The following is a 23,996-nucleotide window of genomic DNA, read 5'->3' on the forward strand; positions in this document are numbered from 1 at the left end:
TTCCTACCTTAACAAGAAAAGTAGAAAGTTTGCATCACAAAATTAGCAGTATCTCGGAGATACATACTTAGACAAGAGCATACTAAAAAACCTAGCTTGATAAGATATGAATCTCTCAAAAAAGTTTTTTAGTTGTTCATTGCTCCTATACCTCCGCCTATTATTGATTCCATTGTAACATCATTAGAAGATTAATGCAATTATAAATGGTAGCAAAAAAGGAACTCTATTGAAAGTTCCTTTTGTGACTAAACATTTAAGACTTTATCTAAAAATTCGATAAGTCGCGGATGTTTAGGATTATCAAAAATTTCTTCAGGAGTTCCATCTTCAAGGAACTGGCCGCCATCTGTAAAGATAACACGGTTAGCAACCTGTCTTGCAAAGCCCATTTCATGAGTGACGATTAACATGGTCATTCCTTGTTTAGCAAGGTCGCGCATAACATTTAAAACATCGCCAACCATTTCTGGATCAAGTGCAGAAGTTGGTTCATCAAAGAGCATGATATCAGGGTTCATGGCTAAACTTCTCGCAATAGCTACCCTTTGTTTTTGACCACCAGAAAGGCTGGCCGGGTAAGCATCAGCCTTCTCAGCTAATCCCACTTTTTCAAGTAGTTCTAATGCATGTTGTTTGGCAGAGGCTTTAGACTCTTTTCCAAGCTCTACTGGAGCAAACATGATATTTTCAATGACGGTCATGTGTGGAAAAAGGTTAAAGTGCTGGAATACCATACCAATATTTTCACGTGCTTTATCAATATTAGTTTTTGAATCTGATAATTCAAAACCATCAACAACAACCTTCCCCATCGTAATTGTTTCTAAGAGATTTAGGGTTCTTAGAAAAGTTGATTTACCAGAGCCAGAAGGACCAATAATACAAACGACATCGCCTTCATAAAATTGGGCATTTATCCCCTTTAAGACCTCATTTTGACCAAAATATTTATGTAGGTCTTGGACATCAATTTTCAATTCTGCCATTAATTAAGCCTCTTTTCTAAGCGTTTAGCTAAACGTGTTAATAGCGTAATCATTATCAAATAGATAATAGCTAGGATTGCATACATTCGGAACGATTGGTAGTTTCTAGCAATAATGATTTTCCCTGTTTGGAAGAGCTCTACTAAACCAATTGCCGAGACGATAGTGGTATCTTTTAAGGAAATAACAAATTGGTTGATAAAGTTTGGAAGCATAACTTTAACAGCTTGCGGTAAAATAACTTTACGCATGGTAATCTTATAAGGAATTCCTAAACTACGGCTGGCTTCCATTTGTCCAGCTGGAATTGCTTCAATCCCGCCACGGACGATTTCAGCGATATAAGCACCACCATTTAAGGAAAGTGCAATTGTAGCAGCTAAGAAGTCGTTAATTGGTGATTGGTGTCCAGTCATGCTTTCAATGAGATTAGGAATACCCCAGAAAATAAAGGCAGCAACAATCATTAAGGGAATTCCACGTACAACATCTACAAAAACAGAAGATATAACGCGGAGGTTTTTACTTGGTGCAACGGCCATCATCCCAAAGATAATCCCAATAACCATAGCGATAGCAAAGGAAATAAGAGTTAGGCTTAAGGTTGTTCCTAAACCAGCAAGCAATTGTTTATAGTTGTTTGACAATAGACCAAAAATATTAGTTTCATCAATAGAAGATTCATTTCCCTTAGAGTCTTGATCTGAAGCTAAATAATTATTAATAATGGATTTATATTTACCAGATTCTTTTAAAGAAGCAAGTCCATTATTAAACATTTCGATCAATTCAGGGTTAGTGCCTTTTTTAACGGCAAAGCCATACTCACCAGAAGGTTCCCCTTCAATTGGTGTATCAAATTTACGACCTTGTTGGATAGAGTATTTAAGGATAGCTTCATCGTCCATTAAACCAACAATTGATCCAGCATTTAAACTATCATACATCGATGAGGCTTCATCAAATGCTTTTATTCTGTAGCCATATTTTTCCTTATTTTTATCTAGGAAGTCATATGATGCGGTCCCTTTTTTAGCACCGACGGTCTTCCCTTTAAGATCTTCGTATGATTTGATAGAAGAACCTGATTTGACACCTAATAAAATATTAGAAGTGTAATAAGAGTCGGAAAAATCAAAGATTTGCTTGCGCTCGTTGGTAATAGACATACCAGCGATAACGGCATCAGCTTGTCCGGCTTGAACGGCATTTAAAGCTGCATCAAAACCAGGATTAGCAATTTCTATGGTAAAACCTTGTTCTTTAGCAATAGCTTTAATGAGTTCCATATCGATACCGACATATTGACCTTTGTCATTTTGAAATTCAAAAGGTGGAAAAGAGGAGTCAGCTACGATTTTATAAGATTTTTTCTCAGGTTTTGCTTTCTTGTTGGCGATGCCTAAAGCTTGACTTGATGTATTTGTTGCGTCACCTAACCATTTTGTCATGATTTTTTGGTAACTTCCATCAGCTTTCATAGTTTTAAGAGCTTTATTAAAATCTTTTACTAAATGATTGTGACCAGTTCCCTTTTTGACTGCAAAACCAAAAGAACCGATAGCTTCACCAGGCATATTAATAGCAAGATCTTGACTTTGTTTAATAGCAAATTGGATAACAGGCTCATCATCCATTACAGCATCAATGGAGCCAGAAGCCAGACTATTATACATTAAATCACCAGTATCAAAGGTTTTAACAGAAAAACCATAGGTATCTTTATTCTTATCTAGGAAACTTTGAGCAGCTGTGCCATTTTTAACACCTACTGTTTTCCCATTTAATTCACTGTATTTTCTAACGGGTTTTGCTTTTTGAGTGGCAATGACAATTTTTGTGTCATAGTAGGGATCTGAAAAATTAAAAACTTTTTGGCGTTCTTTAGTAATGGTAGTTCCAGCCATCAAAGCTTTTGCTTGACCTGATTGAACAGCATTCACAGCTGCGTCAAAGCCAGGATAAGTCATTTTGTAATCCCATTTTTGCCGTTTAGCGACCTCTTTGATGATATCAACATCGATTCCTTTGTAAACTTGATCAGAATCTTTATATTCAAAAGGCGCATAAGCTGTATCTGACACGATTGTCACGGTTTCAGCACTTGCGATACCACTAAATATAAAACTGAGAGCTAAAATAGCAAGGATAACTCCTTTTATTTTGTTCTTCATGTATATCTCCTTCGAAAAAATATGATTTATTATATCAGAAACGGGTAACAATAGCAAACTTATTCGATTTCCATGTGAGATAATCTAACATGATATGTCTGTGTTGATTTCCTATGATTTTGCTTTGACTATGGTAAAATAATAATATAAAGTCGTGATGAGGATATAAAATGATAGATAAACGAGAAAACAATACTTTTCACTTAGTTTCTAAATACCAGCCTTCTGGTGACCAGCCTCAGGCTATAGCAGAGCTGGTTGATAATATAGAAGGAGGGGAAAAAGCACAAATTTTACTTGGAGCAACAGGGACAGGAAAAACCTTTACTATGAGTCAGGTTATTAACCAGGTTAACAAGCCTACCTTGGTTATCGCTCATAATAAGACCTTAGCTGGGCAACTTTACAGTGAATTTAAGGAATTTTTTCCTGATAATGCTGTGGAGTATTTCGTTTCCTACTATGATTATTATCAACCGGAAGCTTATGTTCCCTCAAGCGACACATATATTGAAAAGGATTCTTCTGTCAATGATGAAATTGATAAATTACGGCATTCAGCAACCTCTTCCTTATTAGAACGTAATGATGTTATTGTTGTCGCTTCAGTTTCTTGTATTTATGGATTGGGATCTCCCAAAGAATATGCCGATTCAGCAGTTAGTTTACGTCCTGGTCAGGAAATTTCTCGGGATCAATTGTTAAATCAACTTGTAGATATCCAGTTTGAACGAAATGATATTGATTTTCAACGAGGACGCTTTCGTGTGCGTGGTGATGTTGTAGAGGTTTTTCCAGCATCACGTGATGAGCATGCTTTTCGAATTGAATTTTTCGGAGACGAGATTGATAGGATTCGTGAAATCGAATCTCTAACGGGCAAGGTACTAGGCGAAGCAGAACATCTAATTCTCTTTCCTGCTACTCACTTTGTGACTAATGATGAGCACATGGAAGCCTCTATTGCTAAAATTCAAGCAGAACTAGAAGAGCAGTTGCAGCTGTTTGAATCTGAAGGAAAACTTTTAGAGGCACAGCGATTAAAACAAAGAACAGAATATGATATTGAAATGTTGCGTGAAATGGGCTACACAAATGGTGTTGAGAACTATTCAAGGCACATGGATGGTCGTTCAGCGGGAGAGCCTCCGTATACTCTTCTTGATTTTTTCCCTGAAGATTTCCTTATTATGATAGATGAAAGCCATATGACTATGGGCCAAATTAAGGGGATGTATAATGGCGACCAGGCTCGGAAGAAAATGCTTGTTGATTACGGTTTTAGACTACCCTCAGCATTAGATAACCGTCCCTTACGTCGGGAAGAATTTGAAAGCCATGTCCACCAGATTGTCTATGTATCAGCGACACCAGGTGATTATGAAATGGCACAAACAGACACGGTAATCGAACAAATCATTCGACCGACAGGCTTGTTAGATCCGATTATCGAAGTGCGTCCTTCAATGGGCCAAATGGATGACCTTCTTGGTGAGATTAATATCCGCTCAGCAAGAGGCGAACGCTGTTTCATCACAACTTTGACCAAAAAGATGGCCGAAGATTTAACGGACTATCTTAAAGAAATGGGTGTGAAAGTCAAGTATATGCATAGCGATATTAAGACATTAGAACGGACGGAGATTATTCGTGACTTACGCTTAGGCGTTTTTGATGTTTTGATAGGGATTAATTTGCTGCGCGAGGGGATAGATGTTCCAGAAGTAAGTTTAGTTGCTATTCTAGATGCTGATAAAGAAGGCTTCCTCCGAAATGAGCGTGGTTTAATTCAAACTATTGGACGTGCGGCCAGAAACTCTGAAGGCCGTGTGATTATGTATGCCGACAAAGTGACAGATTCAATGCAAAAAGCGATTGATGAAACAGCGCGGCGCAGACATATCCAAATGGCTTATAATGAACAACATGGCATTGTACCTCAAACTATCAAGAAAGATATCCGTGATTTAATTGCGATCACTAAAGAGGTTGGTTCAGAGATTGCCGAGGAAAGTGTTGACTATTCAAGTATGAATCGGATGGAACGCAAAGAAGCCATCAAGAAGTTACAAAAACAAATGCAAGAAGCAGCTGAGATGCTTGATTTTGAACTAGCAGCTGAAATCCGTGACCTTATCTTAGAATTAAAACTTGAAAACTGAGTAATTGTTATTAGTGAATATGAGCTTGTAACAAAATAGTAACACATTTAAGCTTCTTTTAAGTTATATTCAGTACTTTAATAGCAATAATTATTAAAAATTCTTATGATTAAAAAATAGATGAAGGATTAGTTGTATAGAAACTAACATAATTGCGAAATTTTTTTAATAAATTTATCTTTTTCTTGCCCATTGACTGGAAATAAGGTAAAATTCTTTAGTGTATATTGACATGAAAGCAATAAGGTGAAAAGGAATTGAAATGAATAAAAAATGGAAAAAAATTAGTGTATTTATTGGAAAAACCATTTTGTTTTATCTTATTTTTATGCTTTTAATTTATATCTTTGATTTTTTAGGACATGGTCAAAGTGCATTTATTTACAATGAGTTTTAAGGAGAGTTTGTCATGATTAAAGATATGATTGAGAGAATTGAAGAACTTGCAGTCCTTCAGAAAGATTATCCCGTTTATAATTGCATGGGGGAATGCCACACTTATGGAGACCTCAAACGAGACTCTGATAGTATTGCAAACTATATTAGTCAAATGCAATTAGAAGCTGGTTCACCGGTGTTGGTATTTGGAGCACAAACCTATGATATGATTGCAACCTTTGTTGCTTTAACAAAAGCGGGACATGCTTATATACCAGTGGATGTTCATTCTGCTCCAGAACGTGTGAGTGATATTGTTGAGATTGGGCAACCGAGTCTTATCATTGCTATTGAACCACTAAACATTGAACTTAAAGGTCAACAGCCTCCTGTTATCGATTTAGAGACCATTAATCAAGCCAAAGCTCAACACTTACCTTTTACCGTAACTAATTCTGTCAAAGGAGATGATAATTATTATATTATCTTTACTTCAGGAACGACAGGTAAGCCAAAAGGTGTTCAAATATCGCACGATAACTTATTAAGTTTTACCAATTGGATGATTGAAGATCAAGAGTTTTCTACTCCTGAACGACCACAAATGTTGGCTCAACCACCCTATTCATTTGATCTATCAGTGATGTACTGGGCACCGACTTTAGCTTTGGGAGGCACCTTATATGCTTTACCTAAAGAATTGGTCTCAGATTTTAAACAACTCTTTACGACTATTACAGGCTTACCAGTAGGTATTTGGACATCCACACCGTCTTTTGTTGATATGGCTATGCTAAGTGACGATTTCTGTCATGACAAAATGCCACAACTAACCCATTTTTACTTTGATGGTGAAGAGTTAACTGTATCAACGGCTAGAAAGCTGATGGAACGCTTCCCTGATGCTATCATTGTTAATGCTTATGGTCCAACTGAAGCAACGGTAGCCCTATCGGCCATCCGCATTACTAAAGAAATGGTAGAAGCTGGGGCACGTTTACCAATTGGTTACACTAAGTTAGATTCACCGACTTATATCTTAGATGAAGATTTAAATGAAGTAGCAAATGGTGAGAGTGGTGAAATCATTGTTACGGGACCTGCAGTGTCAAAAGGCTACCTGAATAACCCTGAAAAAACCAAAGAAGCCTTCTTCACCTATAATGGTCAACCGGCTTATCATACTGGCGACCTAGGCTATTTTACTAAGGAGAATATCCTTTGTTATGGTGGTAGATTAGATTTCCAAATTAAATATGGTGGCTACCGAATTGAGTTAGAGGACGTTTCACAACAACTCAAACAGTCGCCATATGTAGATACAGCAGTTGCTGTTCCTCGCTACAATGCAGAGCATAAGGTACAAAATCTCTTAGCTTTTGTTATCCTCAAAGATGGAGTCCGTCAACAATTTGAGCGTGATATTGATGTTACAAAAGCTATTAAGGAATCTCTAAAAGATAGTATGATGTCTTATATGATGCCCTCTAAGTTTATCTATCGTCAAGCCTTGCCGATGACTCAAAATGGTAAGACTGATATTAAAACTTTGATAAACGAGGTGAATAATAGATGATAGGAGTACTCGAAAAGATTCCTTATTTAGATCCCTATTCAAATCCTATATACTTTGTTTATTTAATTTTAGCCTTACTGCCTATTATCATTGGGCTCTTTTATCGTAGACGCCTCCCTTTATATGAATTCCTAGTAACGGTGGCCTTCATTTTGATGATGTTTGGTCAGGATCATACGAGTCAACTAAAAGCTTTTCTTATCTATGTTGTTTGGCAGACAGTTTGTGTTTTTAGTTATAAATGGTATAGAAAAAGAAAAGACCACTTCATTGTTTTTGCACTAACGTTATTGTTAATCATACTTCCTTTATTTTTTGTTAAATTGAGTCCATTTAACCTGGCTCATCCTAACCAATCACTCTTTAGTTTTTTAGGAATATCCTATCTCACTTTTAAAAGTGTTGGTATGATAATGGAGATGCGAGACGGTATTTTAAAGGAATTTACTTTTCGTGAATTTTTACGTTTCCTGATCTTTTTACCAACTTTTTCAAGTGGACCGATTGATCGCTTTAGACGTTTTCAAGAGGATTACCAAAATCTTCCCGACAAAGAGCAATATTTGCAAATGATAAATAAGTCTGTTATGTATATCATGCTTGGCTTTCTTTATAAATTTATCATTTCTTATTATTTGGGAAGTGTTTCTTTGCCAATTGTAGAAGCGAAAACGATTGCTACGGGTGGTCCATTCAATATATATCTTATTTTGGTTATGTACCTCTATGGCTTAAACCTCTTCTTTGATTTTGCTGGCTACTCTATGTTTGCAATTGCAATCTCAAATTTAATGGGAATTAAGACACCAGAAAACTTCCATCTGCCTTTCCTAGCTCCAAATTTAAAAGAATTTTGGAATAGATGGCATATGACATTATCATTCTGGTTTAGGGACTTTGTTTTTATGAGATTAGTACATTTCCTCATTAAGCATAAGGTCTTTAAAAACCGGAATGTTACCTCTGGTTTCGCCTATTTAGTTAACATGACAATTATGGGATTCTGGCATGGGATTACATGGTACTATGTTGCCTACGGTGTTTTTCATGGGACTGGCCTTATTATAACTGATGCCTGGATTCGTAAGAAGAAAACCATTAACCGTAACCGTAAGCAAAAAGGCTTAGCTCCATTATTTACAAGTAAAGCCTACCATTATCTATCTATTGCCGTAACTTTTCATATAGTAATGATTTCATTACTATTATTCTCAGGGTTTTTGGATCGTTTCTGGATCCACCCTATGCGTTATTAAAGAAGGAAAATTATTATGACTATTGAAGAAACAATTATTGATGCTTTTGACCGTCTCTTTATGGAAGATGTTTCAGATATGAAAGATGAAGATTTGTTTGATGCTGGGGTATTAGACAGCTTGGGAACAGTTGAACTCATTGTTGAGCTAGAGTCACTCTTTAATATCAAGGTGCCCATATCAGAATTTGGACGGGAGGATTGGAACACCGTTTCAAAAATTGTTGAGGGTGTAAAGGAACTTCAAAATGCTTAAAAAATTAGCTTATATATTAGGGCCCTTGGTTGTGGCTTTAATGCTAGTTTTAGTTACAATATTTGCTTTTCCCAGTCGCTTACCACATTCACTGATAGCTGAAAAAAGAAGTGCCGTTGCAATTACAAATGATAGTTTTAAAAACGGCTCAGTAAAGCGTCAAGCCTTAGACGATCCTAAACATTGTTTTGTTCCTTTTTTTGGTTCTAGTGAATGGAGTCGAATGGATAGTATGCATCCATCGATTATTGCTGAAAAATATCAACGAAGCTATCGTCCATACCTGCTAGGTAATCGTGGATCACAATCATTGGTGCATTACTATGGTATGCAACAGATAACTAATAACCTGAAAAACAAAAAAGCAGTTTTTGTCATATCGCCCCAATGGTTTACACCTCAGGGAACTAATTCAGGTGCTGTTCAAAATTACCTTTCAAAAACTCAGATATATGAGTTTTTGCTACATGCGAACCCAAAAGATACCACTTCCCGCTTTGCTGCTAAACGCATGTTGGAAATGAATCCTGGTGTAGCAAAGGCTAAGTTATTAAAGAAAATTAGTTTAGGGCAATCATTGAGTTTCTGGGATAAATATAGGCTAGGACTACAGTATGATATCTCTTTGAGAGAAGAGTCCTTATTTTCATTCTTAGCTAAATCAAAAACATTTGATACTCGTATTATGCCACGTGTGGAAGGACTTCCAAAGAAATTTTCTTATGATCACTTAACAGAATTAGCTATTAAGCGCGGGGAAGCGGCTACCACTAACAACCCCTTTGGAATAAAAAATAGTTTTTATAGTAAACGAATTGCACCAGACCTTGCTAAATATCGGTCATTCCAGAGAAATTACGTCTATATTAATTCTCCAGAATACAATGATTTTCAACTAGTATTGACTGAGTTTGCTAAACAAAATACAGATGTTCTCTTCATTATCCCGCCAGTTAACCAACTCTGGGCTAAGTATACTGGGCTTAATCAGGATAAATATTTAGATGCAGTTCATAAAATAAAATATCAGTTAAACTCCCAAGGTTTTAACCAAATTGCCGACTTTTCAAATAAAGGTGGTGAGCCTTACTTTATGGAAGATACTATTCATATGGGCTGGAATGGTTGGTTAGCAGTTGATAAAGTGGTACAACCCTTTTTAGAGGTGGACAAAAATACTAACCACTATAAATTGAACCCTTACTTTTATTCAAGAGAATGGGCGAAAAAACCTTTTGTAGCCAGTAAAGAAGATAAAAATACAAAACGGGTAAACACTCCCTAACAGTTTAAAGTAGATGAATACTTCTAACTATTTTAATTAATTTTTTGTTAGTGGCTCTATCAAAAGTAAACCTCGAGAGGACAATAGTTCCTCTCTTTTTTTTGTGCATACAGAATTTTAATTTCTTGCTTAGAGAAATACAAAAAGCCCTAGAAATTCTGAATAAACAGTTTTCTAGGGCTTTTACGGAGTTGTTAGTTATAAGTAAGATTCTTTGTCTATATGCTAAGCTTGTCGGATTCTGAAAGAAAATATTTAAGTTTAACTTCTTTTTTGAAATCTATTTAACAGATCCGCCTGTAATACCTTCAACGTAATATTTTTGCATGAAGATAAAGAGGAGAGTGATTGGAACTGCAATTAATACGGAGCCAGCAGCAAAAGCACGGAACCAAGTATTAATAGTATCAACTTGTAGCATTGAGAAGAGTCCGATAGCAACGGTATATTTGCTTGTGGCATCACCTAGGATAACTTGTGCAAAGATAAAGTCAATCCAGGGACCCATGAATGATAATAGAGCTGTATAAACAATGATAGGTTTTGATAGTGGTAAAGTTATTTTAAAGAAGATATCCATTCTCGTAGCTCCATCAATCATTGCTGATTCATCTAAAGAGTATGGAATAGTATCAAAGAACCCTTTAGCAATGTAGAATCCTAATGCTGCACCAGCTGAATAGACAAGCACAAGTGCTGTTAAGGTTTGAGTTAAACCTAGCGCCTTTAAGATGTAGTAGACAGCAATCATACTCATAAAGCCAGGAAACATATTAAGGACAAGAGCTAATTTAAGAAAACCGTTGCGATGTTTGAATTTAATCCGGCTGAGGGAGTAGGCCATAGCTACTGTAATGAAGGTAGAAATGATACAGGTAGCTGACGCGACCATAAAAGTATTAGCAAACCAACGACCAAAAGGAAATGACTCATTAGTAAATAACATGATGTAATTGTTTAAGGTGAAAGTTTTGGGGAGGAAGTAGTTAACATAGGCAGTACCTTCACCACGAAAACTTGTTAAAACAACCCAAACAATTGGGAACAACCATACAATAGCAAGTATTGTTAAGGTAGTATAAACTAAACCAAGTTGGAATCGACGTTTATTTTTCATTATTTAACAGTTCCTTCCTTGTATGATGCAGTACGAGTATACGCTAATAAACTGAAAATCGCAGACACAGCAAAGATTAAGATACCGATAACTGAGGCTAGGTTGTAGTCAGCGGCCGTAACGGTGAGTTTGTAGAGCCATGTAACGAGAAGATCGGTTGTTCCAGCTTGATAATAATGTGAATTTGTTGGTCCACCGCCCGTCAATAGATAGATAACGTTAAAGTTATTAATATTACCAATAAATTGCTGAATTAGGTTTGGTGTCATAATCAAGAGAATTTGTGGAAAAGTGATGGATTTAAACACTTGAAATTTGCTTGCTCCATCAATTTCAGCAGCTTCAATTTGTTCGCTTGGTAGGTTCATAATAATACCAGTGGCAATCAACATAGTGAAGGGGATACCAATCCACATATTCACAAAAATGATTGAGAATTTTGCCCATAATGGATCAGATAAAAATGGCAAGGCGTGTTTGATAAGTCCAAGTTTATAGAGTAGAGCATTTATTGGTCCTTCATCATTTAACAAATTACGCATAATCAATAATGAAATAAATTGTGGGACAGCGATAGTAAGAACAAAAATCGTCCGCCACATTTTTTTCAATTTTAAGCCTTTGGTATTAATCAGCAGAGCTAAAATAATGCCGAAGAAGAAGTTGGTCACAGTAGCAAAAACTGCCCAAATCAGTGTCCATGAGAAGACTGGGAAAAAAGTACCTGCCATGCGACCGCTTAAAATGTTACCGAAATTTGTAAAACCAACCCAATCAAAGAGTGATTTAGGTGGAAGGTGGTTATGATCAAAGTTTGTGAATGCTAAACAGATCATATATATCAGCGGTAAAATGGTAAAGAGGAGGATACCAATCAATGGCACAGCCATCAGTGTCATATGGAAACGACCGTTGGCTAATGTGAGAAAGTCTTCTTTGAATGTAGGGATCTTCTCACCCTGAATTTTAAGAAGATAGATATTTCTAGCACTTTTGAGGTTACACCAATAGATGTAAACAAACACTAAGCAGAAAATGATTGCTGCTAAACCAAAGATAAGCATCAGCATGGAGTTATCCCCATCCACAGCAACTTGTAGTTTTATACCATCAATAGTTTTAGTAACCATGCCCTGGGTTTGAGTACCTAAGGTGATAATACCTTTAAAGGCCGGAATGATTTGGCTGACAAAGGCAATTAGAAAAACAATTTCACTTACTAAAAATAGTAAACCTTTAATAATTTGTTTATTGACAAGATTGGCAAATCCCATAATCAATATAGATAGCTTAATATCCCAACTACCTTTTTTTAATGCGTCAGTTACACTGACCTCTGGTACCAAGCTTTTTTGTATCATAAATATTCTCCTTTGTATAGGATAGTTTTGGTAACATAGCTAAATGTTACGTAAGCCTTTAAGGACCTTAAAAGTTTACGTAGCATACAGCTAGTTTTTTAATAAAAAACAAGTAGGAGTGGTCTAAATCCCTATAAGTACTGAGACCTAGATCCACTCCCTATTGGAGAAGACAATCAAGTAATCTAATTAGTAACAACTCCTGAACTTGTTTGTGGTGTTCAATAATTATTATTTTGTTGCAGCAATGTCTTTATCAAATTGTTGTAATTTAGCTAGGAAGTCACTTTCTTTGATTTTACCGTTATAGGCATCGCTAAGGATAGCTGCACTTTCTGTCCAGAAAGTAGCCATTTGGCTAACTTTTGGCATGACTACTGTGTAATCAGAAGATGAGCCCATTGTAATAACGGTTTTTGCAAGTTCGTTAGATTGAACATCTTGAGAAGACTGAACTTCTTTGTTTGAAGGAACAATATTACGTGTTTTGAATTGATTTTTTTGACTTTCAGCATTTGTTAAGTATGAAGCAAGTTTGTAGCTTGCTGCGATACGTTTTGTATCACCTTTAGCAGGAGCTTGGTTAACTGCATAAAGTTTAACACCAAGGAAAGCTTTTTGTTGAACTTCTTGACCACCAATGGTTACTTTAGGATAGGCAGCAACAGCGAGTTTGTCTTTACCGATAGCTTCTTGAGCAGCAGCATAATCCCAAGGTCCTGATTCAAATGAAGCAACTGAACCATCACCAAACTTAGACATAGTATTATTAGCGTCTAAGCTGACAAAACCTTTATTATTTTTTTGGTCAGCAATCCATTTAAGAACCGCAACACCTTTGTCGTTACCCCAGTTTGTTCCTTTAACATCTTCACCGTTTTGACCAAATAAGGTATCACCTACGGACATAAATAGAGGACCAGTAGCATAAGAATTAGCTTGTTTGAAGTTTCCACCAAAAGTAGCTTTTGAAGTGATTGATTCATATGTTTTAACATCTTCAGCACTTAGTTTTTCTTTATTGTAGAAAAGGACTTGTGATTCAATACCAAATGGGAAACCGTAAGTTTTGCCTTTATATTGAGCGCCAGCAATGGCTTGTTCTGTATCATTTTTAGTAATATCTTTTGTATATTTGGCAGGAACTTCTTGAATAGTACCAGATTCAACAAGTTGACCTAATTGATCATGAGGAAGGGAGAATACATCAGCAGCAGTACTGGCATCTTTTTTGATTTTTTCTTGTGCTTTTGGATCTTCAGATTCTACAATTTTTACTTTGTAGCCAGAATCTTTTTCAAATTTAGCAACAGTGTCGGCATAAGATTTCTTAGCTCCAGTTGGAACCCATAATTTAATTGTTTTTGAGTCTGATGAAGCAGATTCTTTCTTATCGTTTGAACCTGACGAGCAACCTACCAAAAGAGCACTTGCAAGTGTTAAGCTTGCTCCGCTGACGATAATTTTTTGCCATGATTTCATAGCCATTTCCTCCTAAGAAATATTTTATAAGTCTATTATGCAACCGTTTGCAGTTTATGTCAATAGTTTTTTTGATTTTTTTCAAAAAAATATCAAAAAATTAGTTTTGCTAAAACTTTTGGGGAGGATTTGATTTTTCCAAGGATAATTGTATAATGGAAAAAAACACATGCGTAGAATAAGAACAGCTGTTCATAATATGAGAGGTACGAATGGTAACAATAAAAGATGTTGCTAACAAGGCAGGAGTAAATCCATCAACTGTTAGTCGGGTATTAAAAGATAATAAATCTATCTCTGAGAAAACAAAGGAGAGAGTTCGAAAAGCTATGCAGGAACTGGGTTACGTGCCAAACCTTGCAGCACAAATACTGGCTAGTGGCCTAACGCATAATATTGGTCTGGTCTTTCCTCCAATAACTTTCACTGATCGTTTGTCAGAGCCTTTTTTTATGCAAATATTATCAACTATAACCAATGAGGCTAAGAAACATCACTTTACGATTTCTATTGCAACTGGTAATTCAGTTGAGGCTCTTGAAGAACAAGTTAAGCTAATGCATCTTCAAAAGAGAGTTGATGGTTTTATTATTTTATATTCTGAATTAAATGATCCCGTTCGCCACTATTTGATGGCTAATAAAATCCCTTTTGTCATTGTCGGAGCACCTGAAGGCGATGAAAATAATATCACATACATTGATAATGATAATCAATTAATGGCTAAAACAGCAATTAATTATTTATATAACAATGGTCATAAACGTATTTTATTTATTACAGATGATCTCCAATCAGAAGTAGCGTCTGAGCGCTACATTGGTTATCTTAAGGGGTGTATGAAATTACATTTGGAGTCAAATCCAATGTTGCTTTTTGACCGTAGTGACCCAATAAGTGTTGAAGAGTTGACCGAAACTATTTTTGATTTTCAGGCAACTGCCTTGATTGTTATTGGTGATATTTTAAGTGTTCGAATGATTCAATTGCTTTCATACCACGGTCTAAAAGTTCCGGACGATATCTCTATTATTACCTTTAATAATTCAACATACTGTAAATTGGTCCACCCCTACCTGACGACATTTGACATTAATGTTGATAATTTGGGAATCACCAGTTTTAAGCAATTAATGGACATTATCAGTTCAAAAGAACAGTCTCTTAGTCAAAAAATCTTTGTGCCCTTTACCCTTAAGATTAGAGAGAGTGTTCGTAATTTAAAAAATAGTAAGAAAAGCAGTATTTGAAAAAATATTGTTTTTTTTTATTGACTTACGCAAACGCTTGCGTTATAATCACATCATAGTCACTATTATGAGAGGTATTAGAATGAATAAACGTGCAAGTGGAGTCCTCATGCATATCAGCTCCTTACCAGGTCCATTTGGGATTGGTACATTTGGAAAATCTGCTTATGACTTTGTCGATTTCTTAAAAGAAACCAAGCAAACCTATTGGCAAATTTTGCCTTTAACAACAACCAGTTTTGGAGATTCCCCTTACCAGTCTTTTTCAGCGGTTGCTGGGAATACCCATTTTATTGACTTCGATTTCTTGGTTGAAGCTGGTTATTTAGAACAATCAGATTTTACAGGAGTTTTCTTTGGTTCTGATCCTGAGTCAGTTGATTATGCTACCATTTTCTCAGCAAGACGCCCTATTTTAGAAAAAGCAGTTGCAAATTTTTTAGCGTCAGCCAATGGGAAAAAAGAGTTAGAGACTTTTATGCAAAGTGCAAGCTGGCTAGCAGACTATTCAGATTTTATGGCTATTAAGGAATATTTTAGCAATAAAGCTCTGCAAGACTGGCCTGATATGGCGATCGTCAAACGTGATCAGAAAGCGTTAGCTTCTTACCAAGAGAAGTTGGCGGATCTTATAGATTATCATAAAGTTTGTCAATATTTCTTTTTCCAACAATGGTTTGCATTAAAAGAATATGCTAATCAAAAGGGGATTCAAATTATTGGTGATATGCCCATTTACATATCCGCTGATAGTGTTGAAGTTTGGACAATGCCTGAATTATTTAAGGTTGATCAGGATAAAAAACCACTCTATATAGCAGGAGTTCCGGCAGATGGCTTTAGTGAAGATGGACAACTTTGGGGTAATCCTATTTATGACTGGAATAACCATCTCAAAACGAATTTCGCTTGGTGGATTTTCCGCATTCAAGAAAGTTGTCGAATGTATGATCTTATTCGGATTGATCATTTTAAAGGCTTCTCTGATTTTTGGGAAATTCCTGGGGGAGACAAGACTGCTAAAAATGGGCACTGGGCTTCAGCGCCAGGCTTTGAACTATTTGAGACCGTAAAAAATGTCTTAGGAGATCTTCCGATTATTGCGGAGAACCTGGGGTACATTGACGCTCGAGCGGAGAAACTGTTAGCTGCCACTGGCTTCCCAGGCATGAAAATATTAGAATTTGGGCTTTATGATGAAACAAGTCAAAGCTTTGATTTGCCTCATCATTATGATAGGAATAATATTGCCTATACTGGAACCCATGATAATGAAGTTATCAATGGCTGGTATGAAAACTTAACTGTTAAGCAAGCACGATTTGTCAATACTTATCTTGCTAAATCTCCTGACGAGCCTATTACGAAGGCTATGTTACGTACTATTTTCGCGTCGGTCTGTGATTATGCCATTCTTTGTATGCAAGATCTGTTAGATAAACCTGCTGAGAGTCGAATGAATATGCCAAATACTGTTGGTGGCAATTGGCAGTGGCGGATGCTGGCAGATGACTTAACTGAAGAACATAAAGTTTACTTAACACAACTTACTGAACGTTACGGTCGAGCGAACACACACTAAAATTTTTGAAAAGAGGAAAAAATGTCAACTTTCACAACTTATACTGAGAATCGTCTTGGAAAACCATTATCCGAAGCGCAAAATGAAGAAATTTATCTGTCGTTATTAAATTATGTTAAAGAGGCTGCAGCTCATAAAACTAAAAATGATGCAAAGCGTAAGGTCTATTATATCTCAGCAGAATTTCTTATTGGTAAATTATTATCAAACAATCTTATCAACTTGGGTATTTATAAAGAAATCAAAGAAGAATTAGCTAAGGCTGGCAAATCCATCGCTGAAGTAGAAGATGTGGAATTAGAACCATCTTTAGGAAATGGTGGTTTGGGACGTTTAGCCTCATGTTTTATTGATTCTATCTCAAGTTTAGGAATTAATGGTGAAGGGGTTGGTCTCAATTATCATTGTGGACTCTTTAAGCAAGTTTTTAAACATAATGAACAAGAAGCAGAACCAAACTACTGGATTGAAGACCAATCATGGTTGGTTCCGACAGAGATTTCCTATGATATTCCGTTCAAAAACTTTACATTGAAATCTCGCTTAGATCGTATTGATGTTCTAGGCTACCAGCGTGAAACAAAAAATTATCTGAACTTGTTTGACATCGAAGGTGTTGATTATGGCTTAATCAAAGATGGCATTTCATTTGATAAAACTGAAATTGAAAAGAACTTAACTTTATTCTTGTACCCAGATGATTCTGACCGTAATGGTGAGTTGCTTCGTATCTACCAACAATATTTCATGGTGTCAAACGCAGCTCAACTCCTAATCGATGAAGCCATTGAACGTGGGTCAAACTTGCATGACTTGGCAGACTATGCTTATGTTCAAATTAATGACACTCACCCATCGATGGTTATTCCAGAATTGATTCGTTTATTGACTGAAAAACATGGATTTGATTTTGAAGAAGCAGTGTCAATTGTTAAGCAAATGGTTGGGTATACAAACCATACTATCTTAGCAGAAGCTCTTGAAAAGTGGCCATTAGCCTATTTGAATGAAGTTGTTCCTCATCTAGTTGTGATTATCGAAAAATTAAATGAGTTGATTGCGTCACAAGTTGCTGATAAATCAGTTCAAATCATTGATGAGTCTGGTCGCGTTCACATGGCACATATGGATATTCATTTTGCAACGAGTGTTAATGGGGTGGCAGCACTGCATACTGAAATCTTAAAGACTAGTGAATTAAAGGCTTTCTATGACCTTTATCCTGAAAAATTCAATAATAAGACTAATGGGATAACATTCCGTCGTTGGTTAGAATTTGCTAATCAAGATTTGGCTGATTATATTAAAGAACTCATTGGCGATGACTACCTTACAGATAGTTCAAAACTGGAGAAACTGTTAGCCTTTGCTGATGATCAAACAGTTCATGCTAAACTAGCAGAAATTAAATATCAGAACAAGTTATCATTGAAACGTTACCTGAAAGACAATAAAGGTATCGATTTGGACGAAAACTCAATTATAGATACACAAATTAAACGTTTCCATGAATATAAACGTCAACAAATGAATGCCCTTTATGTTATTCATAAATATTTAGACATTAAAAAGGGTAACCTTCCAAAACGTAAGATTACAGTTATTTTTGGTGGTAAAGCAGCACCTGCCTACATCATTGCCCAAGATATCATTCATCTAATTCTTTGCCTGTCAGAATTAATTAACAATGATCCGGAGGTTAGTCCTTACCTCAATGTTCATTTGGTTGAAAATTACAATGTGACTGTAGCAGAGCATTTAATTCCGGCAAGTGATATTTCTGAACAAATTTCTTTAGCTTCAAAAGAAGCATCGGGAACCGGTAATATGAAATTTATGCTTAACGGTGCTTTAACTTTAGGAACTATGGACGGAGCCAATGTCGAAATTGCAGAATTAGCGGGGATGGATAATATCTATACTTTTGGTAAAGATTCAGATACGATTATTAATTTGTATGCTGATGGCGGTTATGTTTCAAAACATTATTATGATATTCACCCAGAAATCAAGGCTGCTGTTAACTTTATTATTAGTCCACAAATGCTTGAACTAGGTAATGAGACTAGACTTGATCGTCTTTATAAAGAACTTATTAATAAAGATTGGTTCATGACCTTGATTGATTTAGCAGAATACATTGACGTCAAAGAAAAAATGTTGGCTGATTATGAGAATCAGAACTTGTGGATGACTAAAGTTGTGAATAATATTGCTAAAGCAGGTTTCTTCTCTTCAGATAGAACAATTGAGCAATATAACCAAGAAATTTGGCATTCAAATTAGCCTTAACCTAAAAACCTCAGTTGCGTGCAACTGAGGTTTTGCTTATTTTTCTTAAAGCTGGAAGGTTACTAATCACAAGTTAAGAGATTAAAAGGCGATGGATCTTAATTTTTTGGTCAGCATAGTTTTCTTGTAACTCTTGAACAATTTCGTTGTATAGTTGTGTAATGGCTTGCCTTTTTTCAGGAAATTCATGTCCAATATAGTGAAATTGACACTCAATCGTTAAGAAAAGCTCATGGAAAAGCGTGTTTACACGATCTAATTTATCTAACAATGGTTGGTTGCCTTTGATAAATGTTGGAATGATATTATCTTCGTCAAGCTGTGCATTAAGAACTGTGAGAGGATAGGTACCATATTCAAGACAAAGTTCGTAGGACATTAAGGCCTCCTTTTTACTAGCTATTAATAATACCTCATTTTGTCATATTTCAATTAGGGAGTCAATCATTTCGATTTTTGTGAATTGATGAGCAAGCTTATTTTTTGCGTCTCCTCCTTTAGTGACGGTATAATAGTATGTAAAACTTTTGATAACATAGGAGATATCATGTCAGAAAAAATTAGAGTCTTACTCTACTACAAGTATGTTGCTATTGAAAATGCACAAGAATATGCTGCTGAACACTTGGCTTTTTGTAAATCTATTGGCTTAAAAGGTCGGATTTTAATTGCTGATGAGGGAATTAACGGTACAGTTTCTGGGGACTATGAAACAACTCAGAAATATATGGATTGGGTTCATAGTGATGAACGCTTTGCCGACTTATGGTTTAAGATGGATGAAGAAGGTGAGCAAGCCTTTAAGAAAATGTTTGTCCGCTATAAAAAAGAAATTGTTCATCTTGGCTTAGAAGATAATCAGTTCGATGAAGATGTCAACCCGTTAGAATTGACTGGTGAATATTTGAATCCTAAGCAATTTAAAGAAGCCCTTTTAGATGAAGATACAGTCGTGTTAGATACACGTAACGACTACGAGTATGATTTAGGACATTTCCGCGGAGCGATTCGTCCGGATATCCGTAATTTCCGAGATTTACCTCAGTGGGTCCGAGACAATAAAGACAAGTTTATGGAAAAACGGGTTGTTGTTTACTGCACAGGTGGTGTTCGTTGTGAAAAATTCTCTGGCTGGATGGTTCGTGAAGGTTTTAAAGATGTTGGCCAATTACATGGTGGTATTGCAACCTACGGCAAAGATCCAGAAGTTCAAGGCGAGCTTTGGGATGGAGCAATGTATGTTTTTGATGAGCGTATCGCAGTGCCAATTAATCATGTAAACCCAACGGTAATTGCAAGAGATTATTTTGATGATACCCCTTGTGAACGTTATGTTAATTGTGCTAATCTTTTCTGTAACAAGCAAATTTTTGCTTCAGAGGCAAATGAAGCAAAATATGTTCGTGGCTGTTCACCAGAATGTCGAGCTCATGAACGAAATCGCTATGTAGCAGAAAATGGACTAAGCCGTCAAGAGTGGGCTAGTCGTTTAGAAGCAATTGGTGAGCATTTACCAGAGTTAGAAACAGTTTAATAATAAAGAAGAGATTCAATTTGAATCTCTTCTTTATTATCTACCAAGATCTGTTAAATCAGTGCACAATCTCTAAAATGGTTATCTATGATTTACATAACAAAAAGTCTAAGCACTAGCTTAGACTTTTTGTCTTAGCGAGCAACACGTCTACGCGCTGCTTTTTTACGGTTTTCTTCTACGAATGCTTCTTTTTCTTCTTCAGGTTCAATAATTGTTTTTTTGACTGCAAAAACTGCACCTGCAACGGTTGCGGCAGTAGCCAGGACACCAGTTGCTAAACCTTTAGCGAATTGATAATTCTTAGACATAACTTTTCTCCGTTTCTATAAGGCGTTAATTCTGTTGAACTTAAGACTTATGTTATAATATATGTTAACGAATTTTCCTCGAAATATCAAGAGAAAGATGTTTTTTGAGAGAATAAAACAAGAAAGAAGATTATGTCAAATAAAGAAAAAATCCTCGTCATTGTTGGACCAACGGCGGTAGGAAAAACAGAGCTAGGTATAAGGTTAGCACAAGTGTTTAATGGTGAAATTATTTCAGGTGATAGTCAACAAGTTTATTGTCATTTGGATATTGGAACAGCAAAAGCGACTCAAGCCGAACAAGAAGCAGTTCCCCACCATCTTATTAATATTCGAGAAGTCACCGATACTTATTCTGCCTTTGACTTTGTTAATGATGCTAAAAAAGCTATTAATACAATTTTAGCAAAGGGGAAACTTCCTATTATTGTAGGAGGTACTGGGCTTTATTTGCAAAGCTTACTGGAAGGGTATCATCTGGGCGGGAACCTTGATCAAGAAGCTCTTTTAAACTACCGTAAGGATTTAGAATCTTTGGAAACAAAGGAAATCTTTGCTATGGTAGAACATAACGGCCTAGTTATTCCTGAATTAAACCGTCGACGCGCAATCAGAGCCTTAGAATTACAGCGTTTTGGTCAGGATTTAAGCAACCAGGATTTCCCCTACAAAAGTATGATTATTGGTTTAAATGATGAGCGAGAACTTATCTATGATAGAATCAATCAAAGAGTCGATAGGATGTTGGCTTCGGGGCTATTGAGAGAAGCCAAATGGCTCTATGAGAATTTCCCAACTGCACAAGCAAGTAGAGCCATTGGCTATAAAGAATTATTCTCCTACTTTAGAGGCGATGAGACTTTAGAAGAAGCAAGTGCCCATTTAAAGCAGAATACTCGACGCTTTGCTAAAAGACAGTTAACGTGGTTTCGAAATAGAATGTCTGTAGACTTTTATCCTATTTCTGCTAGCGACTACCCTATGACTATTGAGCAGAAAGTAGCGGCCTTTTTAAAAGATTAGTACTCAAAAGTACTGCATTTAATTTTATAAGTAGTGAGGCACTTTTATGGTATAATAAAGGTTACGAAATTTGGAGGATTAGCCTATAGTGATGACAGAGACGAAAGTTGAGCAAGAGAGGGTAGTATTAATAGGTGTTGCCCTACAGACCACAGAAAATATTGATATGTCTATGGAAGAACTAGCTAGTCTAGCTCAAACAGCGGGTGCTCAGGTTGTTAGCTCTTATCTCCAAAAAAGAGAAAAATATGATAGTAAAACCTTTATTGGCTCCGGTAAACTTGACGAGATTAAGTTAATGATCGATGCTGATGCCATCGACACCGTCATCGTTAACAATCGCCTAACTCCTAGACAAAATGCCAATTTAGAAGAAATATTAGAGGTTAAAGTTATTGACCGTATGCAGTTGATTTTAGATATATTTGCCATGCGTGCTCGCAGTCACGAAGGCAAATTGCAAGTTCACTTAGCTCAACTGAAGTACATGTTACCTCGATTAGTAGGTCAAGGGATTATGCTCAGTCGCCAAGCGGGTGGCATTGGAAGTCGTGGTCCGGGCGAAAGCCAACTAGAGCTGAATCGTCGTTCAATCAGACATCAGATTTCTGATATTGAGAAACAACTTGCAATTGTTGAAAAAAATCGTCAAACAATTCGTGATCGAAGGGTACAGTCTGACACTTTTAAAATTGGTTTAATTGGTTATACTAACGCTGGCAAGTCAACAATTATGAATGTCTTGACAGATGATGGCCAATACGAAGCAAATGAGCTTTTTGCAACCTTGGATGCTACGACAAAGCAAATTTATTTACAAAATCAATTTAGAGCAACTTTAACAGATACTGTTGGTTTTATTCAAGATTTACCGACAGAATTAGTAGCAGCTTTTAAATCAACTTTAGAAGAGAGTCGCTATGTTGATTTACTGTTGCACGTTGTTGATGCCAGTGACTCAAATCATTCTGAACAAGAAAAAGTGGTTCTAGATATTTTGAAAGATTTAGAGATGCTCGATATTCCTCGTCTTGTTATCTACAATAAAATGGATCAAGCAGATCATCTAACGGCGACAGCTTTTCCAAATGTAAGACTATCAGCTAAGGACCCCGAAAGTAGATCTTTGTTGAGACGGATTATCAGTCATCAGATTCAAGAGTTATATCACCCTTTTTCGATTAAAGTGCATCAGGAAAAAGCTTATAAATTGTATGATTTAAATAAAATTGCTTTGCTGGACTCTTATCGTTTTGAAGAGGAAGTTGAAGAGATTTCAGGTTATATTAACCCTAAACATAAATGGAGATTAGAAGAATTTTATGATTGATTATGTTGCACTTGCGATAAAAATGGGTGGTTTTACACAGCTTGATAAAAGTTACTTAGAGACAATTTTGAAGAATTTAAGTCATGATCAAAAATTAAAAGTTATTACGCCACCACCAAGTGTCATTAATGCCTATTTTGCAGAAATTTATCAAAAACAGTCACCAAAGGCAGCAACTGATTACTTTTTTGAACTCAGTAAGGCTTTTGAGCTTTTTCAAAAGCAACCAAGCTTTCTAGAAGAAAAACCGTTTATACGCTTAAATCTCTCAGGACGTTCCTTTGGCTTGGCTTTTGAAAACGCTAAAGAAGTGGCGCTCGTTTTTTCAGAAGGTGACCAAGTGATATCTGATGACCTCTTATTAGAGCTTGCTCAAATTTTCCCACATTATGTGGTCTTTCTTGAAGAGGGGTTGATTAAAATGCAAACAAGACCTTTTCCATTTGAAAATACAAAGGAGATTGTTTTAAAAGATGCCCTCTTAACTAAGGGAACTCAATCTGGTCAGGTTATTCTTTTATCAGGCTATAATGCCCAAGAAGTCATCTCTCTTAGTCAAGAATATCAAGGAAACAAATATTATGCATTCCAACAGAAAGAATGCCAAATTTATATCAATCAAGAGAAAGAATAGGATGT

20 protein-coding genes are annotated in these 23,996 nt (G+C 36.1%); 13 read left to right on the forward strand and 7 right to left on the reverse strand.

Going from position 1 to position 23,996, the window contains the following annotated elements; all coding sequences use genetic code 11:
- Nucleotides 1-248: 248 nt before the first annotated feature.
- Nucleotides 249-989, reverse strand: coding sequence for an amino acid ABC transporter ATP-binding protein (locus FGK96_RS03060; protein WP_138081227.1), 741 nt, complete (start codon nucleotides 987-989; stop codon nucleotides 249-251).
- Entirely contained in the window at nucleotides 989-3,163 is a 2,175-nt protein-coding gene (locus FGK96_RS03065) for an ABC transporter substrate-binding protein/permease (protein WP_138081229.1), read from the reverse strand. Before FGK96_RS03065 ends, FGK96_RS03060 begins: the two co-directional genes overlap by 1 nt.
- Before the next feature lie 170 nt (nucleotides 3,164-3,333).
- Here FGK96_RS03065 and uvrB point away from each other — a divergent pair, with 170 nt between their 5' ends.
- The 6 genes from uvrB (at nucleotide 3,334) to dltD (ending at nucleotide 10,075) form a co-directional block, all read left to right on the forward strand.
- The gene (gene uvrB / locus FGK96_RS03070; protein ID WP_138081231.1) at nucleotides 3,334-5,325 is read left to right on the forward strand and encodes an excinuclease ABC subunit UvrB; all 1,992 of its coding nucleotides are present in this window, start codon (nucleotides 3,334-3,336) and stop codon (nucleotides 5,323-5,325) included.
- A gap of 262 nt (nucleotides 5,326-5,587) precedes the next feature.
- The gene (locus FGK96_RS03075; RefSeq protein WP_138081233.1) at nucleotides 5,588-5,722 is read left to right on the forward strand and encodes a teichoic acid D-Ala incorporation-associated protein DltX; all 135 of its coding nucleotides are present in this window, start codon (nucleotides 5,588-5,590) and stop codon (nucleotides 5,720-5,722) included.
- A 12-nt stretch (nucleotides 5,723-5,734) separates the two neighbouring features.
- A complete protein-coding gene (gene dltA / locus FGK96_RS03080; protein WP_138081235.1) occupies nucleotides 5,735-7,279 on the forward strand; it encodes a D-alanine--poly(phosphoribitol) ligase subunit DltA in 1,545 nt (514 codons plus the stop codon).
- Nucleotides 7,276-8,535, forward strand: a complete 1,260-nt coding sequence (gene dltB / locus FGK96_RS03085; RefSeq protein WP_138081237.1) for a D-alanyl-lipoteichoic acid biosynthesis protein DltB — start codon at nucleotides 7,276-7,278, stop codon at nucleotides 8,533-8,535. Before dltA ends, dltB begins: the two co-directional genes overlap by 4 nt.
- A 15-nt stretch (nucleotides 8,536-8,550) precedes the next feature.
- Nucleotides 8,551-8,790 (forward strand): D-alanine--poly(phosphoribitol) ligase subunit DltC, encoded by a 240-nt coding sequence (dltC, locus tag FGK96_RS03090; protein WP_003084403.1) that lies wholly within the window; start codon nucleotides 8,551-8,553, stop codon nucleotides 8,788-8,790.
- Nucleotides 8,783-10,075, forward strand: coding sequence for a D-alanyl-lipoteichoic acid biosynthesis protein DltD (dltD, locus tag FGK96_RS03095; protein ID WP_138081239.1), 1,293 nt, complete (start codon nucleotides 8,783-8,785; stop codon nucleotides 10,073-10,075). The genes dltC and dltD overlap by 8 nt, the downstream gene beginning before the upstream one ends.
- A 280-nt stretch (nucleotides 10,076-10,355) precedes the next feature.
- Here dltD and FGK96_RS03100 read toward each other — a convergent pair whose 3' ends face one another.
- From FGK96_RS03100 to FGK96_RS03110, 3 genes are all read right to left on the reverse strand, one after another.
- Complete coding sequence (locus FGK96_RS03100) at nucleotides 10,356-11,192, reverse strand: sugar ABC transporter permease (protein ID WP_003083539.1); 837 nt, start codon at nucleotides 11,190-11,192, stop codon at nucleotides 10,356-10,358.
- Nucleotides 11,192-12,553, reverse strand: a complete 1,362-nt coding sequence (locus FGK96_RS03105) for a carbohydrate ABC transporter permease (RefSeq protein WP_138081241.1) — start codon at nucleotides 12,551-12,553, stop codon at nucleotides 11,192-11,194. The genes FGK96_RS03100 and FGK96_RS03105 overlap by 1 nt, the downstream gene beginning before the upstream one ends.
- 231 nt (nucleotides 12,554-12,784) lie before the next feature.
- Complete coding sequence (locus FGK96_RS03110) at nucleotides 12,785-14,035, reverse strand: extracellular solute-binding protein (RefSeq protein WP_138081243.1); 1,251 nt, start codon at nucleotides 14,033-14,035, stop codon at nucleotides 12,785-12,787.
- Between the two features lie 212 nt (nucleotides 14,036-14,247).
- Here FGK96_RS03110 and FGK96_RS03115 point away from each other — a divergent pair, with 212 nt between their 5' ends.
- The 3 genes from FGK96_RS03115 (at nucleotide 14,248) to glgP (ending at nucleotide 19,153) form a co-directional block, all read left to right on the forward strand.
- The gene (locus FGK96_RS03115; RefSeq protein WP_138081245.1) at nucleotides 14,248-15,285 is read left to right on the forward strand and encodes a LacI family DNA-binding transcriptional regulator; all 1,038 of its coding nucleotides are present in this window, start codon (nucleotides 14,248-14,250) and stop codon (nucleotides 15,283-15,285) included.
- An 82-nt stretch (nucleotides 15,286-15,367) separates the two neighbouring features.
- Nucleotides 15,368-16,867, forward strand: a complete 1,500-nt coding sequence (gene malQ, locus FGK96_RS03120; RefSeq protein WP_138081247.1) for a 4-alpha-glucanotransferase — start codon at nucleotides 15,368-15,370, stop codon at nucleotides 16,865-16,867.
- A 21-nt stretch (nucleotides 16,868-16,888) separates the two neighbouring features.
- Nucleotides 16,889-19,153 (forward strand): glycogen/starch/alpha-glucan family phosphorylase, encoded by a 2,265-nt coding sequence (gene glgP / locus FGK96_RS03125; RefSeq protein ID WP_138081249.1) that lies wholly within the window; start codon nucleotides 16,889-16,891, stop codon nucleotides 19,151-19,153.
- Between the two features lie 79 nt (nucleotides 19,154-19,232).
- Here glgP and FGK96_RS03130 read toward each other — a convergent pair whose 3' ends face one another.
- Nucleotides 19,233-19,538: a hypothetical protein gene (locus tag FGK96_RS03130; RefSeq protein WP_138081251.1), complete on the reverse strand. Its 306-nt coding sequence runs from the start codon at nucleotides 19,536-19,538 to the stop codon at nucleotides 19,233-19,235.
- Between the two features lie 168 nt (nucleotides 19,539-19,706).
- On the opposite strand from FGK96_RS03130, the gene FGK96_RS03135 reads away from it, so the two are divergent.
- Nucleotides 19,707-20,693, forward strand: a complete 987-nt coding sequence (locus FGK96_RS03135) for a rhodanese-related sulfurtransferase (RefSeq protein WP_138081253.1) — start codon at nucleotides 19,707-19,709, stop codon at nucleotides 20,691-20,693.
- Between the two features lie 134 nt (nucleotides 20,694-20,827).
- On the opposite strand, the gene FGK96_RS03140 is transcribed toward FGK96_RS03135, so the two are convergent.
- Entirely contained in the window at nucleotides 20,828-21,004 is a 177-nt protein-coding gene (locus FGK96_RS03140; protein ID WP_007893139.1) for a DUF3042 family protein, read from the reverse strand.
- A 132-nt stretch (nucleotides 21,005-21,136) separates the two neighbouring features.
- On the opposite strand from FGK96_RS03140, the gene miaA reads away from it, so the two are divergent.
- From miaA to FGK96_RS03155, 3 genes are all read left to right on the forward strand, one after another.
- The gene (gene miaA, locus FGK96_RS03145; protein ID WP_138081255.1) at nucleotides 21,137-22,027 is read left to right on the forward strand and encodes a tRNA (adenosine(37)-N6)-dimethylallyltransferase MiaA; all 891 of its coding nucleotides are present in this window, start codon (nucleotides 21,137-21,139) and stop codon (nucleotides 22,025-22,027) included.
- Between the two features lie 91 nt (nucleotides 22,028-22,118).
- Nucleotides 22,119-23,357 carry a GTPase HflX gene (hflX, locus tag FGK96_RS03150; protein ID WP_138081257.1) on the forward strand — a complete coding sequence of 413 codons (1,239 nt, stop codon included), beginning with the start codon at nucleotides 22,119-22,121 and terminating at the stop codon, nucleotides 23,355-23,357.
- On the forward strand, nucleotides 23,350-23,991 hold the full coding sequence (locus FGK96_RS03155) for a cystathionine beta-lyase (protein ID WP_138081259.1): 642 nt from the start codon (nucleotides 23,350-23,352) through the stop codon (nucleotides 23,989-23,991). Before hflX ends, FGK96_RS03155 begins: the two co-directional genes overlap by 8 nt.
- The last annotated feature ends 5 nt before the right edge of the window (nucleotides 23,992-23,996 follow it).

The organism is Streptococcus porcinus, from assembly GCF_901542335.1.
Classification (GTDB): domain Bacteria; phylum Bacillota; class Bacilli; order Lactobacillales; family Streptococcaceae; genus Streptococcus; species Streptococcus porcinus_A.

Excerpts from the sequence above, each read along its gene's own strand:
- hflX (WP_138081257.1), top strand. The coding sequence starts at position 22,119 with ATGACAGAGACGAAAGTTGAGCAAGAGAGGGTAGTATTAATAGGTGTT.
- malQ (WP_138081247.1), top strand. The coding sequence starts at position 15,368 with ATGAATAAACGTGCAAGTGGAGTCCTCATGCATATCAGCTCCTTACCA.
- FGK96_RS03140 (WP_007893139.1), bottom strand. The coding sequence starts at position 21,004 with ATGTCTAAGAATTATCAATTCGCTAAAGGTTTAGCAACTGGTGTCCTG.
- FGK96_RS03075 (WP_138081233.1), top strand. The coding sequence starts at position 5,588 with ATGAATAAAAAATGGAAAAAAATTAGTGTATTTATTGGAAAAACCATT.
- dltC (WP_003084403.1), top strand. The coding sequence starts at position 8,551 with ATGACTATTGAAGAAACAATTATTGATGCTTTTGACCGTCTCTTTATG.
- miaA (WP_138081255.1), top strand. The coding sequence starts at position 21,137 with ATGTCAAATAAAGAAAAAATCCTCGTCATTGTTGGACCAACGGCGGTA.
- glgP (WP_138081249.1), top strand. The coding sequence starts at position 16,889 with ATGTCAACTTTCACAACTTATACTGAGAATCGTCTTGGAAAACCATTA.
- FGK96_RS03130 (WP_138081251.1), bottom strand. The coding sequence starts at position 19,538 with ATGTCCTACGAACTTTGTCTTGAATATGGTACCTATCCTCTCACAGTT.
- FGK96_RS03060 (WP_138081227.1), bottom strand. The coding sequence starts at position 989 with ATGGCAGAATTGAAAATTGATGTCCAAGACCTACATAAATATTTTGGT.
- FGK96_RS03100 (WP_003083539.1), bottom strand. The coding sequence starts at position 11,192 with ATGAAAAATAAACGTCGATTCCAACTTGGTTTAGTTTATACTACCTTA.
- dltA (WP_138081235.1), top strand. The coding sequence starts at position 5,735 with ATGATTAAAGATATGATTGAGAGAATTGAAGAACTTGCAGTCCTTCAG.
- dltB (WP_138081237.1), top strand. The coding sequence starts at position 7,276 with ATGATAGGAGTACTCGAAAAGATTCCTTATTTAGATCCCTATTCAAAT.
- uvrB (WP_138081231.1), top strand. The coding sequence starts at position 3,334 with ATGATAGATAAACGAGAAAACAATACTTTTCACTTAGTTTCTAAATAC.
- FGK96_RS03115 (WP_138081245.1), top strand. The coding sequence starts at position 14,248 with ATGGTAACAATAAAAGATGTTGCTAACAAGGCAGGAGTAAATCCATCA.
- FGK96_RS03065 (WP_138081229.1), bottom strand. The coding sequence starts at position 3,163 with ATGAAGAACAAAATAAAAGGAGTTATCCTTGCTATTTTAGCTCTCAGT.
- dltD (WP_138081239.1), top strand. The coding sequence starts at position 8,783 with ATGCTTAAAAAATTAGCTTATATATTAGGGCCCTTGGTTGTGGCTTTA.
- FGK96_RS03135 (WP_138081253.1), top strand. The coding sequence starts at position 19,707 with ATGTCAGAAAAAATTAGAGTCTTACTCTACTACAAGTATGTTGCTATT.
- FGK96_RS03110 (WP_138081243.1), bottom strand. The coding sequence starts at position 14,035 with ATGAAATCATGGCAAAAAATTATCGTCAGCGGAGCAAGCTTAACACTT.
- FGK96_RS03105 (WP_138081241.1), bottom strand. The coding sequence starts at position 12,553 with ATGATACAAAAAAGCTTGGTACCAGAGGTCAGTGTAACTGACGCATTA.
- FGK96_RS03155 (WP_138081259.1), top strand. The coding sequence starts at position 23,350 with ATGATTGATTATGTTGCACTTGCGATAAAAATGGGTGGTTTTACACAG.